Below are 14136 nucleotides of genomic sequence, written 5' to 3'. Positions count from 1 at the left end.
GAAAACATACCACTCCTGAAACTGCAACGAAGATAAAGCTAATATGGGATGCCATTCCTACTCAGATAGCAAAGGATAATAATAAATTCATATTCTCACATGTAAAAAGCGGGGCAAGGGCAAAGGATTTAGAAGATGCTCTTGGATGGATTGTCAATGCCGGAATAGCGTATAAACTGAACATGGTTCCGACTCCGGAAATACCTCTGTCAGGCATGGCTGACAATACATATTTCAAGGTTTATATGTCTGACGTAGGCCTTTTAAGGAAGAAATCCAATATAAATTACAGGACAATACTTGATGGTGACGCAGCCTTTATTCACTTTAAAGGCGCACTTACAGAAAACTATGTCATGGTGCAGCTTTGCAGCATGGGAATACAGAGTTATTTTTGGAGAACCAAGGCAGATGCTGAATTGGATTTTCTGACGGATTATGAAGGAGTTCTTCTCCCTATAGAGGTTAAAGCTGCAGATAATACCAAGGCAAAGAGTCTCCATCTTTTCTGCAACAGATATAAGCCAAAGATTGCCGTAAAAACATCTCTTAAAAATGTGGGAGATATCATGGATGGTGAGACACATATTTGGAGCATACCCTTGTATGTTCTGTTCAGATTAAAAGGATATATTTTCCATGAGATGAATTGGAAAAATAATCAGTAATCTATTTTTATTCACATCTAAAGCTGTCCCATTGTCTTACAGACGATATCTCTGTTTTTCAATCCCAACAGTCGTTTTATCCGAGTGCCCTGATAACAGAATAGTCTCATCAGGCAAGTTAAATATCTTGTCAATTATGCTATCCTGAAGATCCCTGAGATTGCCACCTGGATATTTATAGTTGCCGATGCATCCTTTAAAGATTGTATCTCCTACAAAGGCAACATGATCCGTTTCTGAATATAAAGTAATCGAATCCGTCGTGTGTCCCGGAGTGTATATAACCTTTAGCTTAAAATCTGGATTTGCTTCAAGTGCCAGAATATCACCATCACTGGCATACTGTACGCCCTCTATGGTTATAGAGGAGCCGCATTGCGCAGAAAGATTCATATAGTCATCAAGCAGATACTGATCTGAATTTATATGAGCAATGACCGGGATTCCAAGAACACCTCTGATCTCATTTAACGCCCCGGTATGATCAAAATGACCGTGGGTAAGCAATATCTTTTCGATATTCCACCCCTTATCAAATATAAGTTTTAAAAGCTTTTTAGGTTCTGCGCCTGGATCAATCAGGAACCCGTGCTTTGTTTCATCATCAATATAGAAATAGCAGTTTTCATCAAAATAGCCTCTTACCGGAACCTCTACAATCATATCTTTATCCTATCCTGCAGCCATCTGGACCGCATGTCATCCCCTGTGACTCGTCTACTTTACTGCTTTCTTTTTCCATCGCTTTTAGTAGCGCCGACTTCATATACTCAGCAGGCTGTGCTCCTTGCAAAGCATAATCACCGATTATAAAACATGGCACTGCATGGATTCCATATCTGGCTGCTTCTCTTTCATCGAGAACAACCTCATCGTGATATTTATCTGAGTCTAAAACAGCCTTTACTTCACCTGCATCAAATCCGCAATCCACAGCAATACCTAACAGTAAATCCTTGTCAGCAAGTTCCCTATTATCTGTGAAATATGCTGCATACAATCTCTCAATCAGCTTGTCTGTCAGCTCTTTATCGCCCTTTTCCATGGCAAATTTAGTAAGCCTGTGTGCATCCATGGTATTGGTAAAAAGAGTTGTTGCGTATTTGAAGTCAATGCCCTCATCCCTTCCAAGCTGGGAAATATGTTCAATTGTATCTCTTGCCTCTTCCATAGAGATGCCATACTTCTTGGCAAATCTTGTCTGTGTATCACCAGTCGCATGTACTCCGGCATATGGATCAAGCTGGAATGCCTTCATTTCAAATTCAACTTCTTCATCCTTAAACTCAGGCATATCTTTAATAACATTCCTAAGTCTTGTCTCTCCAATATAGCAATAAGGACATGCATAATCTGACCAATATGTAATCTTCATAATGATAACCCCCCCTTAAATAGAACATGTTTTATTTGTTTGTGATTGCAATTATATAGAACGCGTTCTATAATGTCAATAGGTCAAATTTAATATATTTATAAATGAGGATTTAAATATGCCAAGAAAATGCGGTAGACCTGCAAAAGATACAAATAAGCAGGATTCAAAACAAAAAATCATAGATGCAACCATACGTCTTATCAAAAAAAGCGGTGCAGACTCTGTAACTGTAAGAAATGTTTGTACAGAAGCTGATTCATCAATAGGCACTTTTTATCATTACTTTAGAGATAAAGATGATCTTCTCATGTATTTTATCCAGGAGATACCTTTTAAAGAATGTGAACTTATAAAAGACTTATCCCATCCAGCTGACAGGATCATTGAACTATATATGAAGCTTGTAAACAGATACATGGATTTGGGGTTAGATTTCATGAAGAGATTTTATTCTACCTCTAACTCATCACTCAGTTCCTATATGAGTGAGGTGGATGGAAAGTTCCTTGATGGCACTGTTATGGCAAGATGTGAGGATGAATTAAAAATCTCAAAGGAAGGTGGATACATAAAAAACAATGCAGACGTACACACTATGAGTGTAGACATCTGCACTATTGTTAAAGGCTGTATTTTTGAGTGGTGCTTAACAGATGGAAAAAGTGATATTGAAAAATCCATAGGCCGTATAATCCATTCTTATTTCTTGCAATATGTATAGTATAGCCAACTATAAATTCGTACCTATTCAGACCGCATTTATTATGCTTCTAACCAACTCTTTAGCATAGCCAGAAATGCGGTCTGCATTTTTATATCATCCACCTTCTTTAACAATGCAAGAGCATTCAAGGTAAATGAACCTTTATAATCCTAACCCCCCAGCAGATAATTCGGTGTGGTATCAAGATGCTCTGACAATTCCACCAGCACGCTTCCCTTGATATCCACCTTATCATTCTCATAAGCAGATATTGTAGACTTGGGAATACACATCACTTCTGCAAGCTGTTCCTGCGTCATCCCCATTCTGATCCTTGCTGCCTTAATTCTCTGTCCCAGTGTTTCTTCATTAATAAAATTCTTCATTTTCTCCCACTTTCCGGGCCAAAACCAAAAAAAGGAACAAAGAAAAAGGACGCACAATAAGGCTCAGCCTTTAACTGATTTCTTATCATGCGTCCACGGTGGGCTATACCCCCATATCATGATGCCCTCATTTAGTTTTGTTTGTTTTTACAGTAAAAATATGTCATAAGTGGTAAATAAATGGTTTATTTCAAATTAAGCAAAACCTTTAAATAGATCAAAAATAGGCAGCTATGTTTCCTGCCAAAATGCAGATAAAACATAGCTGTCTTTGTTTTTAATCATCCATTGTTATGGTATGAATGACATCATATACCATTTTATGGATCAATCCTCAGCTTTTCGAATCCTGAATTCATGCTATCGCAGACTGAACAAGCAAAGAGCTGTATTTCCTAGCCCTCAGGCGCTGATGAAGGCTCTTTATCTTACTACATTTGAGGTTACCAAGAAGTGGACCATGCCAATCAGAAACTGGGGTAGAGTTCGCGGTGAGCTTTAATTATGTATCCTGGCAGACTTTCAGATTAACGATTTAAACCTCTATCTCATTTGGGATAGAGGTTATTCGTGCAAATTTGAATTTTCATAAATAAAACCTTTCGTCGTCATGGACGGAAACCCACTTGCTTTAGCAGGTGGGAGGAGTCCTGTTTGTTGTTATTTAGAAACGTATGTGCTACAATATACTTAGCAACAATACAAGAGAAAACCGTTGGGCGTGTTGCTCGCCGAAGGCACTCTTAGTACCTTGAAAAGTATATATGAGGTTGTAACACATAAAAGACTTGGTGTTACGTAAAATATACTCAAGCATCGCCGACTGTATGGCGTTATATACAGTTACGACAGAGTAAACTTTGCCGTAAGGGGTGTTGTCAATCACCCCATGATGCAACGCCACTTTAGGCTAATGCCTATCGGGGTTTAAAGGTCGGAGGCGTGAGCCGTTAGCACGACTAGGTAGTTGCAAGCCCATGACCTTTAGGTCGTGGGTAATTGACAAATAGAATTCCCCACTGTTTCCCCTGCTAAAAATTCTTTTTCTCCTTCTCTAATCATAAAAGCCCACGCACATCTTGTAAATACAACAAAAGACAGTGGCCCTGTATTCAGGCCACTGTCTCTGAAGCTTGATATTTACTTATTTTTCATAATCCGGTTTCCAGCCGGCAAACTGTACAAGCTGCGCATCGGTTCTATGATAATATCTCTCGTTCTTATGAAGCTCTATACTCCATCAGGGTTGTATTCTGCCATTCTCCAAATCTGTCCTTCGCGATTCTTTCTCTATATCCTATTTCTCTAAAACCACACTTCTTATGTAATGCTATGCTAGCCCTGTTAATAGAGATTGTTGCCGAATATATACTCCAATATCCTGCTTTTTCTGACCCCTTAATCAACTCATTTACAAGAGCAGTTCCAACGCCGTGTCCCCTATACTTTTGATCCACATAAATGCTCAAAAATGTTATTAATCAATAATTAATTTTTTCTCTTGAATTTTCGTTTAATGGTTTACTAGAATAGGTATAGCAATGGGAAAATTAGGAGGATAACATGAGAAAAGTCTTTTCATCCTTGCTTGCCTGTGCTATGGCCGTTTCAGTTACCGCGTGTGCTTCTACATCAACACCGGTGGCCACAACCGCTGCGCAGACTGAGCAGGCAGAAGAAACCACTGAAGCACCTGTACAGGATGCCAAGTACAAAGCAGGTACCTATACAGGAAAAGCTGCAGGAAAAAATGGGGACATAACTGTAGAAGTGACAGTATCGGATGATGCTATCACAGAGGTTAAAGTTACAGATCATCAGGAAACAGAAGGCATTTCCGATCCGGCTATTTCTGATATCCCGGATGCCATAGTAAAGAATCAGTCTCTTGGCATAGATGCTGTTTCAGGTGCAACCATCACCAGCAATGCAATTCTTGCAGCTGTTGAGGCTGCTCTTACTGAGGCCGGTGCAGATGTTGATGCATTAAAGAATGTTGAAGTTGCCGCTAAGGAAGCCGGTGAGGATATCGAAGAAACTGCAGATGTAGTTGTTGTCGGTGCCGGTGGTGCAGGTCTTGCTGCAGCCGCAGCCGCAGAACAGGCAGGAGCATCAGTCATTGTACTTGAGAAGATGCCTACTATCGGTGGAAACAGTGCACTCGGAGAAGGTACATACAATGTTGCAGACCCTGAAATGCTAGAGCTGACAGGTGCAAAGACAACACCTGACCTTGAAAAAGAGGTAGAGGATGCTCTTGCAGAGACACCTAAAAACGATGATCACAAGGCACTTATTGAAAAGGTAAAGAAGGATTTCGATGAGTGGAAAGCATCAGGAACAGATACATTATTTGATTCTGCCAATTGGCATGCTTTACAGACTTACATCGGAGGCGGTGAAATAGGTGATGTTCCGCTTATTGAAACTTACGCAACCGGTGCTGTAGATGCATACAAGTGGCTTACAGAGGATATAGGTGTTCCTTTCAAGACTGATTATATCTTTATGGCAGTAGGCGGAAAATGGCAGAGAGGTCACCAGATCGACCTTGAAAAGGCTGAGGGCAAGGAAGGCGATAATGGTGGACGTATCTACACCAACATGCTTCAGGAAACTGCCGAAAAGCTCGGTGCAAAGATCTATACAGATGCTGATGTAAAGGAAATCCTTAAGGATGATTCCGGCCGTGCTACCGGTGCAGTTGCTGAAAGAAGTGACGGTTCAAAGATCACTGTTCATGCCAACAAGGGTGTTGTTCTAGCAACAGGAGGCTTTGCTGCAAACTCAGACCTTGTAAATAAGTATTCAAACGGTGTCATCACAACTACCAGAACATCCTGTGCAGCAAGTTCTACAGGTGATGGTATCGCACTTGCCGAGGCACTTGGTGCTAATTTTGTAGATCTTGATCAGATTCAGGTACATCCTCTTGGTGATCCGGTTGATGGATGTGTTGCTGAGTTCGTAGGAAACTGGCTCGGTGCTCAGTATTATGTATATGTCAATAAAGAAGGTCAGCGTTTTGTCAAGGAAGACGGTACTCGTTATGAAATGTCAATGGCCGAACTTCAGCAGACAGACGGAGAGATGTATCTCATCGTAGACAGTTCTCAGATTACAGATGACCGCCAGGATCAGATTGATAGCCTTATTGAAAAGGGTAGAACTGTCAAGGCTGATACTATTGAAGAATTGGCCGAAAAGATTGATGTTGATCCTACAACTCTCAAGGAAACAATTGACAAGTATAATGAAGGAATGAAGAATGGTAAAGATGAGTTCGGAAAGGCTACAAGCGCCGAATCAACTATTGAAAAGGCTCCATTCTATGCTTCTATCCGCACCACAACTGTTCATCACACTATGGGTGGTGTACAGATTGACTCCGATGCCCATGTAATCAACAAGGACGGAGATGTTATTCCTGGACTCTATGCTGCAGGTGAATTTACAGGAGGTATTCACGGAAACAATCGTCTCGGTGGTAATGCATATCCTGACATCATTACTTTTGGTAGAATAGCAGGAACCAACGTTGCCGCAGAGTAAGTATTTCAGTTTTCAAGAGTATCACTGAAGGCAAATATAAAATCATAATAATATTTATTAGCCCATTGCATCAAAAAATAACTGCCATTCATCAAGAACGGCAGTTATTTTTATATCTGACAAATTCTTTAGGTTAGAATCGCTGTAAGGTCAAACGAAAAAGCAGCTTGAATTATAACAATAACTGCCCTTTCGTTTGATCTTATTGCGATTTAACCTAAAGAATTTATCGTGCTCTTATCTTTATAACGAGCCATTCACTTAACGCTTTTTACTTGCGATTTCTTGAAGTTCAAATCTGTACATTTGCTTTACATCAGGATACTTTTTATGATCCACTTCGGATAAAAACATTTCTTTTGGCCTAACCCAAAGTGATCCGTCCTCATATAGTTTGCGATAAATAACCATCTCTTCTTGAGTTTCTGAATCTCTTGCAATATCTTCCACTAAATAATAATCGCCTTTAAAGTGCTTATAAACTCGATGTAATATCAATTCTTGCATATTTACCTCCGTGAACTTGAAGTTGTCGAACTCTTCAGTATATAAAACTCTAACTGCTAATTTACCTCACTGAAAAAATAGTATTTTTTTCAAACATTCCGATTGCAAAGCCCATTTTCATAAAAAGTGGCATATTCTCATAGGCCTGAAAGCTGGTTCTTTTCAGTAATTCTTCCAATGTAAGCTCCTCATAGTATCCGTAGGGATTTGCCACAGTGATTTTATCATTTGGAATGTCAACCCCAATGATTAAAGAATAGTGTAATGTCCATCCATTCCCATACAAAGCTGCCCATTCAAATGGAACTGGTTTTCCTGACGCCAGGGTATCGTACATAATATCGATAAACTCAGTATTCTTTACATACTTATGAATTTCTGTAACATATTCAGGAAATTGTTTATTCATCTCTTCACAGAACTTATCTCCTGTAGAAGTCACTATGGTCCCATATTTCTCATACAGGCTGTCTTCTGTAATATCACCACCATCACATGCAGAAAACATCTCAATAACAGCATAGCCACATGATATATGCTGCTTAATTACTTCTACATCATCAATTATTAATGCTTTTTGATACTTAGGATTTGTATAGAATGATGAATAATCATTCTGGGTATGTTTCGTTTTAATATCAGATGACACCAATAAGATGAGTGTCACACAAATAATTCCGCTTAAAATACATCCTACCATTTTTAAGATTTTATTCATTATTTCTCACTTACATAACACCGATTTATCGATTGCATATGCAAATAATCATACTACAATCCTTGGTACAATCACAAACTGATATTGACTTGTATCTTTAATAAATATATAGTCAGAAAAAGGAAGCAACCAGTCTGATTGCTCCCTCATAAATCTAAATAATCATAGAATACCCATATTTACAGAAAAAATTTCAAACTCTCCCCTGTTTCCCATATTGCAATGCTCATTGCTTATATAGGGTTTTGTTCATTTTTTGGATTTGTTCTCAAAAAATTTTATTTGGTTTTTAGGGTTTTCTCATTTTTGAACATTAAACCAAAAATTATTAACCAAAATAATTTTGCCCCATAAATCCCTGCTATTACTGGTTCTGTAAGGTTTTGTTCATTTTAAATAAAATCTACAAAACAGTAATATACACCTATATAATATTGTAATAGTTTTGTTTGTTTTTACAGTAAAATATGTCATAAGTGGTAGATAAATGGTTTATTTCAAATTAAGCAAACCTCTATCTCATTTAGGATAGAGGTTTGCTTAATTTGAATTTATACTACTGTATATCCTTCAGAAGCTAAAATAGTCAAGGCTCGTTCATAGTTTTCTTCTTTCACAAGAATATAATCTGTGTTGTATGTTGATACCGCGAAGATGCCAATTTTATGATCCGCAAGGATGCCTGATAACTTTGACAGAATACCAATCAGTGAAAAATCGAGGATACCCTGAATGCGGAATCCTCTCCAGCCATCATCACGCTCGACCGTGTTTTGTGGCGTATCCTCCGTTTTACACACCAACGACAATTCTTCATCTGTCTTCCCGATAAAATAGAAATCAGACTCCATGTTTATATCCAATGCTTCTGTCACTTTACAGACAGTAAATTTATAATTGAGCCTTTTCAATTCCATTTAGATTATCCTCCTCACAAATACCGATTTTCCATCGACTCTAAAACCTGTAATTCAATTTCTCATCAACGTTTTTGTGGTTTCAATCACATCTTTATGCCTCAGATTGCGGGGATCGAAGTGGATTATCGTATATACAATCTGCATCACGATGCCTGCACCGAAAGTGCTGATGAGTGTTCCTATCCCGATAGGCCCTTCGAGGAGCCACCCGACAAGGAGCACAACTGCCCACAAAAAGACCTCAACTATTCCTATCGGGATTTTCTGCATTCTCTTCCCCAACCCGACAAGCAAAGCATCCCTCGGGCCGCAGCACTGTTCACTTTTCATATATACAGCCATTCCCAATGCCATAAATACAAATCCGACTAGCATTATTCCAATTCCCAGCCACCGATTGTTGTTTAAAGGCAACGGATTTATGCTGTTAAACAGCTGCACGAAATTTCCAGTAAGAAGTGCATCTATGATGGTCCCGTAACCTATTTTTTCCTTCAAAAGCAGATCGATTCCAAGAACCGTTACCGCTATTAAGGTCATTGAAAGTCCGTAATTGAGTGGAGTATGATACGACAACCCCATACCCAGACAATCCCATGGAGCAAGTCCTATATTTGCAAAAATAGTAAGATGGACTCCGAATGCAAAGATAAAAAGTCCTGCGATAATCCTGATCCATCCAAATATGGTATCCTTTTTCATAAAACGTCCATTTCGTCAATAAAACTGTATTACAAACTACTTAACAAGCTCGGATTCTATTGTTTTGATAGCCAATCTTCCTTTGTCATTAGGCTTACATGGCCTGTTCTTTTCTCGTGCATCAGAGGTACATCCACATTCTCAGATCGCCATTGATACCTAAAGCCGCATTTCTCCTGAACACGCTTGGACTTGATATTACCTTCATAATATCCGATCCAGATTTTCTTCATACCTAAGTCTTCAAAAGCATGTCGCAGCATTTCCTTCACTGCTTCCGGCATGATCCCCCGTCCCCAGAACGGTTTCCCAAGCCAGTAACCCATCTCGCATTCGTCATCTCTTTCAGTCATATCTGTATTCCCGTTCAGCTTAAGTTCGATTGCGCCTATAGCCTTGCCTTCTTCTTTCAGAAAGATAGCATAAGCCTCTTTCCCGTTTAACACATTCTTTATTACATCCAGGCTCTCTTCGATACTCTTATGAGCAGGCCATCCAGCAATCGGACCCACATCTGGTTCACTGGCATATTTGTATAAATCCTCTGCATCGCCTTCATTCCAGCGGCGAAGGATCAATCGTTCTGTTTCAAGCATTTTCTTTATCCTCTTTGTGCTTAGATTATTATCTTTCTGTAAAATGGCCTTATTAAATAACTCATATTATTCCTCGTTGCTGCCAATAATACCTGTCTTCAGATACAGAATTAAAACGTCATATTAAAATTCCTTCTTCAGTCCGACCATCATCTTTTCAAGTCTGTCGCCAAGTTCTTCTTTCAATATCTCATAGGCATGTTTCTCAGTACAATGCCCGGTACAGACATAATCTATCCCTGTATCTCTGATCTTTTTTCCGACAATATGTATCTCTTCATCTGATTTGTTATAGAGGTGGAATCCACCTATAAGACCATATACATGCTTCTCCGGAAATGTCTCTCTGATCTCAGTAATGATATTTGCTGCCCCTCCATGTGAACAGGAATTGATTATCAAAAGTCCTTTCTCTGTTTCCAAAACAAGGCTTTGTTCATGGGAAAAGTCATCGGGAATCCACCCGGCTGAGGTCTTCCTGTACATAGATTCTCTTTTCCCGATATCTGATAACCCCTTTGTTTTATGAGGAATCAGATACACTCCATCCATTATCTTGTAATCACCTGAAGCCATTATGATTCTGTCGCGGTAATTACATAATAGGTTTCGTGGTATACCTATGTATTTTCTGAAAATGAATTTCTTCCCATAACAATTCGCATCAACACTATCCCTGATATAAAAGCCTGCCTTATCATTATTTTCGAAAAAGGCCGGTATTCCATTTGCATGATCATAATGCGCATGGCTCAGTACACCATAATCTATATCCTTTACTTCAATTCCAAGTCCCCGCATATTTTTCAAAAATAAGTCAGAAGCTCCTGCATCTACAAGTATCTTTTTATCATTATATTCAACAAGAACGGACAGTCCCCATTCTCCTTTGAGCAAACCTGTTGAAGTATTATCAACGATTATTGTAAGTTTAGTGTTCATAGCCGGTCTCCGTAATAAGATTGTCTATTTTAATTATCTCCCTTAACTTATTTTCATAGCCTTATAGAAACATATCCTCTCATTGAGAAAATAAATATCAGTAGACATACCGCAAAAATAATAACAATTTGAAGTTATCTGACAAACTGCCATTCCTCTTTGGAAAGGCATGTTATGTGTTCCGTTCGGAGAACGCCCTCTATGGCACATGGCACATTATAGGCCGTATGATGATAATGAAAACCGCACTTCTCCTGAACACGCTTTGACTTTTCATTCCCATCAAAGTAACCACACCATATTTTATTAAGTTTCAGGTTTTCAAAACCGTAGCGCATCAATTCCCTGACTGCTTCCGGTATCAGCCCTCGTCCCCAATACGGAACTCCGATCCAGTAGCCGATTTCACCTTCTGAATCAGGAAGGCCAATATTGCTTGCTTTCCCAAGCATAAGTCCAATACTGCCAACAGGCTGGCCTGATTCCTTTAGTACTACAGCATAGGTCTCCGGCGCTGAAAGAACCCTCCGGATTATTTCACGGCTATTCTCTACACTTGTATGAACCGCCCATCCTGCGATTGGTCCCACATCAGGATGACTTGCATATTTAAATAAATTCTCCGCATCGCTTTCTTCCCACGGTCGGAGGATCAATCTTTTCGTTTCAAGTATCATGGCATACCCCTCTTACCAACGGCATCTCTGCAAACGGGAATTTATTTATCCCATTCATATGCCAGCTTTGGGCCACCACCGAACTGAATCAACCCACAATACTCAAAACCTTCTCTGCTGAGTATGTGCTGCATCACTTTGTTTTCTTCCTGTGTATCCAGTCGAATTGCGTCAATGCAATTTAATCGGCAAAAATCTTTGACGAGCTGAAAAGCATTACGTGACAACCCGCCTCCTCTGGCCCTACTGATGAATGCCATTCGATGCACCACAGCGTAGGGCTTTTCCGATTTCCACGCTCCATCGATCTTTGCATACGCGGGCTCATCGCCGATTATAATGCAGCAATAGCCAATGATTTCATTGTCCTTCACAAACACATATCCTATATTTTGAGCAATATCATCAAGAATTGTCTGTTCAGTGGGATAATCAGGATGCCACTGCTCAAAGCCCAAAGATTTGTGGTAGGCTCTCGCATCTTCAATACATTGATAGCATATTTCCGCTTCGTTCAAATTTGCCAATCTCAGCTTCATCTATACATCCTCCACAAATGGAATTTATCAATCTGTTGCTGATACGAGCATTACTGCATATCTGTTCATGGTCTTATCATAGACACTCCAGCAGCACGCGCCATACCATTCATGTCCATCATCAAAAAAATCCGACCAGTCTGTTGTCCATTCATATATATCAAGTGTATCTGTACCGTTCGGAAACAGAGCTTTGTTCACTTCTTTGAAATCTTCGGGCTTGTTTCTTCTGCCGTGTACCGGTTCCATAAATGCATACCAGTAAGGAACCGTTGTTCCACAATTCTCATCGTCCGGTTTCCACTCTGCATCATAAAAGACGCTGCCATAATAAACAGTCTTCACAATATTCGGACAGTAGAAAAAAACCTGCGGATCCAGTTGAGAAGGCTTTGCCTTATCGATGTCATAAACCAAAGGCTGCAATTTATCCGCAAGGTCATCACCAAACATGATCCGGGCTCTTTCTTTATTCCCTATGCTTTGTTTCGCCAGCCATTCAAAGACCACACGCAATGCTTCCCTATGAGATTCCATCCCCTCATAAGGCTTATCATCACTTAACAGATGATAGTCGACTTCACCGACAAGATGATATTCACTATCCGGATCATATTGCTTTATATAGTCATAGAACGTGTCGTTATCTATTCTTTTCATAAGCATATACCTGCAAATGGCTGCGATTTCTAAAGCTCACATACCATGATGAATTCCTCATCATTTTCATTCATGATCCTGAACCCGGTCTTCTGATACATTTTCACAGCATAGTTAGCCTTCTGAACAGCGAGAGACACTCTTTTATAGCCTTGATCACGAAGGTTCTCCAGCATTTCCTCCATAAGTCTCGTGCCGATCCCTTTTCTCCGATACTCCTTGTACAGTGAAATTGCAAATGAAGGTGTTTCATCATCCACATGGCCGTAATCATTCATGATCCTCGTCCAGACAGCCCCAACTTTTTTCCGTCGTGGATCGCGACGAGGCAGTTGTCTCCAGACTTTGTACCGAAACCATCAGTGTATACGCGCAGCTCCGGTTTCTCTACAATATCTCTCGAAGGCGGCTCCACACCTTCCGGAATGAATATGGCTTCATATAAAAAGTCTTTGAGAAGGCCGAGTTCGTTTTCCCGAATACAACGGATCTCTATTGCGTTCTTCATACCATCTTTACACCTTATTTGGAATAGTTCTCAAAGCACCATTTTGCGATCCTTATGATCAGTGCTTCCGGTAAAGGCTGATCATAGGGGATCCGTATCGTGCCCTTGCTTACGTCATAATCGGAGAGTTCCTCCGTAAATACAGCTGTAGCCTCATCACCGGGATAAATGCCCAGATGTTTCTTTGATGCTGCGAAATGAATGATGTTACGACCTTTCCAATAAGTGGGCATCGACCAGGAGATCCGTTCCTCCGCGTCCGGCAGTGCATCACGAAGGATCTCCCGGATCTCCATTAATCTGGGCTTATATTTCTCATCCTGGACAGCAATGTATTCATCAATATTCTGCGGTTTCACACAGTAATGGTCCTGGTTTTGTCTGCTGAACTCTCTGCCGCATTTCGGACATTTCCATGCCATGGCTTCACCTCTTCAAACCTCGATTTATCGATTGCATATGCAAATAATCATACTACAATCCTTGGTACAATCACAAACTGATATTAACTTATATCTTTAATAAATATATAGTCAGAAAAAAGGAAGCAACCAGTCTGATTGCTCCCTCATAAATCTAAATTATCATAGAATACCCATATTTACAGAAAAAATTTCAAACTCTCCCCTGTTTCCCATATTGCAATGTTATTTGAACAAGATAGGGTTTTGTTCATTTTT

At 39.8% G+C, this 14136-nt stretch carries 17 protein-coding genes and 2 pseudogenes; 4 read left to right on the top strand and 15 right to left on the bottom strand.

Features of this window, described 5'->3' with window-relative positions:
- Positions 1–668 (top strand): DUF4143 domain-containing protein (locus BLV86_RS16010; RefSeq protein ID WP_139297951.1); only part of this gene is annotated, 668 nt, incomplete at its 5' end.
- Positions 669–704: 36 nt separating this feature from the next.
- Here the strand turns inward: BLV86_RS16010 and BLV86_RS16005 are convergent.
- Entirely contained in the window at positions 705–1331 is a 627-nt protein-coding gene (locus BLV86_RS16005) for an MBL fold metallo-hydrolase (protein WP_090819523.1), read from the bottom strand.
- A 4-nt stretch (positions 1332–1335) separates the two neighbouring features.
- Positions 1336–2043: a DsbA family oxidoreductase gene (locus tag BLV86_RS16000; protein WP_090819520.1), complete on the bottom strand. Its 708-nt coding sequence runs from the start codon at positions 2041–2043 to the stop codon at positions 1336–1338.
- Positions 2044–2161: 118 nt separating this feature from the next.
- Here BLV86_RS16000 and BLV86_RS15995 point away from each other — a divergent pair, with 118 nt between their 5' ends.
- Positions 2162–2767: a TetR/AcrR family transcriptional regulator gene (locus BLV86_RS15995; protein ID WP_090819517.1), complete on the top strand. Its 606-nt coding sequence runs from the start codon at positions 2162–2164 to the stop codon at positions 2765–2767.
- A gap of 152 nt (positions 2768–2919) precedes the next feature.
- Here BLV86_RS15995 and BLV86_RS15990 read toward each other — a convergent pair whose 3' ends face one another.
- A complete protein-coding gene (locus BLV86_RS15990) occupies positions 2920–3135 on the bottom strand; it encodes a helix-turn-helix domain-containing protein (RefSeq protein ID WP_090819514.1) in 216 nt (71 codons plus the stop codon).
- A gap of 343 nt (positions 3136–3478) precedes the next feature.
- Between BLV86_RS15990 and BLV86_RS18715 the strand changes: the two are divergent.
- Positions 3479–3666 (top strand): annotated as a pseudogene (locus tag BLV86_RS18715) (IS256 family transposase); the annotation flags it as partial.
- 689 nt (positions 3667–4355) lie between these two features.
- Here the strand turns inward: BLV86_RS18715 and BLV86_RS15980 are convergent.
- The gene (locus BLV86_RS15980; RefSeq protein ID WP_242873345.1) at positions 4356–4592 is read right to left on the bottom strand and encodes a GNAT family N-acetyltransferase; all 237 of its coding nucleotides are present in this window, start codon (positions 4590–4592) and stop codon (positions 4356–4358) included.
- A gap of 106 nt (positions 4593–4698) precedes the next feature.
- On the opposite strand from BLV86_RS15980, the gene BLV86_RS15975 reads away from it, so the two are divergent.
- Positions 4699–6687: a flavocytochrome c gene (locus tag BLV86_RS15975; RefSeq protein ID WP_090819512.1), complete on the top strand. Its 1989-nt coding sequence runs from the start codon at positions 4699–4701 to the stop codon at positions 6685–6687.
- A gap of 261 nt (positions 6688–6948) precedes the next feature.
- Here the strand turns inward: BLV86_RS15975 and BLV86_RS15970 are convergent, their stop codons facing one another.
- From BLV86_RS15970 to BLV86_RS15920, 11 genes and pseudogenes are all read right to left on the bottom strand, one after another.
- Positions 6949–7194, bottom strand: a complete 246-nt coding sequence (locus BLV86_RS15970; RefSeq protein WP_090819509.1) for a DUF1653 domain-containing protein — start codon at positions 7192–7194, stop codon at positions 6949–6951.
- A gap of 61 nt (positions 7195–7255) precedes the next feature.
- Positions 7256–7912 (bottom strand): C39 family peptidase, encoded by a 657-nt coding sequence (locus BLV86_RS15965; protein WP_090819506.1) that lies wholly within the window; start codon positions 7910–7912, stop codon positions 7256–7258.
- A 551-nt stretch (positions 7913–8463) separates the two neighbouring features.
- The gene (locus BLV86_RS15960; protein WP_031555559.1) at positions 8464–8829 is read right to left on the bottom strand and encodes an ACT domain-containing protein; all 366 of its coding nucleotides are present in this window, start codon (positions 8827–8829) and stop codon (positions 8464–8466) included.
- A gap of 54 nt (positions 8830–8883) precedes the next feature.
- Positions 8884–9534 (bottom strand): YczE/YyaS/YitT family protein, encoded by a 651-nt coding sequence (locus BLV86_RS15955; protein ID WP_090819503.1) that lies wholly within the window; start codon positions 9532–9534, stop codon positions 8884–8886.
- A 56-nt stretch (positions 9535–9590) separates the two neighbouring features.
- Entirely contained in the window at positions 9591–10130 is a 540-nt protein-coding gene (locus tag BLV86_RS15950; RefSeq protein WP_090819498.1) for a GNAT family N-acetyltransferase, read from the bottom strand.
- Positions 10131–10253: 123 nt separating this feature from the next.
- Positions 10254–11072, bottom strand: a complete 819-nt coding sequence (locus BLV86_RS15945; RefSeq protein WP_090819495.1) for an MBL fold metallo-hydrolase — start codon at positions 11070–11072, stop codon at positions 10254–10256.
- A 134-nt stretch (positions 11073–11206) separates the two neighbouring features.
- The gene (locus BLV86_RS15940; RefSeq protein WP_078036564.1) at positions 11207–11749 is read right to left on the bottom strand and encodes a GNAT family N-acetyltransferase; all 543 of its coding nucleotides are present in this window, start codon (positions 11747–11749) and stop codon (positions 11207–11209) included.
- 41 nt (positions 11750–11790) lie between these two features.
- A complete protein-coding gene (locus BLV86_RS15935) occupies positions 11791–12288 on the bottom strand; it encodes a GNAT family N-acetyltransferase (protein ID WP_031555682.1) in 498 nt (165 codons plus the stop codon).
- A 27-nt stretch (positions 12289–12315) separates the two neighbouring features.
- Entirely contained in the window at positions 12316–12948 is a 633-nt protein-coding gene (locus BLV86_RS15930) for a hypothetical protein (RefSeq protein WP_139297950.1), read from the bottom strand.
- Positions 12949–12977: 29 nt separating this feature from the next.
- A pseudogene (locus BLV86_RS18710) lies at positions 12978–13456 on the bottom strand (GNAT family N-acetyltransferase).
- 14 nt (positions 13457–13470) lie between these two features.
- The gene (locus BLV86_RS15920) at positions 13471–13878 is read right to left on the bottom strand and encodes an iron chaperone (RefSeq protein ID WP_029201595.1); all 408 of its coding nucleotides are present in this window, start codon (positions 13876–13878) and stop codon (positions 13471–13473) included.
- Positions 13879–14136 lie beyond the last annotated feature (258 nt).

The sequence above is a fragment of the Oribacterium sp. KHPX15 genome (assembly GCF_900107835.1).
In the GTDB taxonomy this organism is placed as follows: domain Bacteria; phylum Bacillota; class Clostridia; order Lachnospirales; family Lachnospiraceae; genus Oribacterium.
Note: the sequence above shows the minus strand (reverse complement) of the source record. Positions and strands in the feature narration are given on the sequence as shown.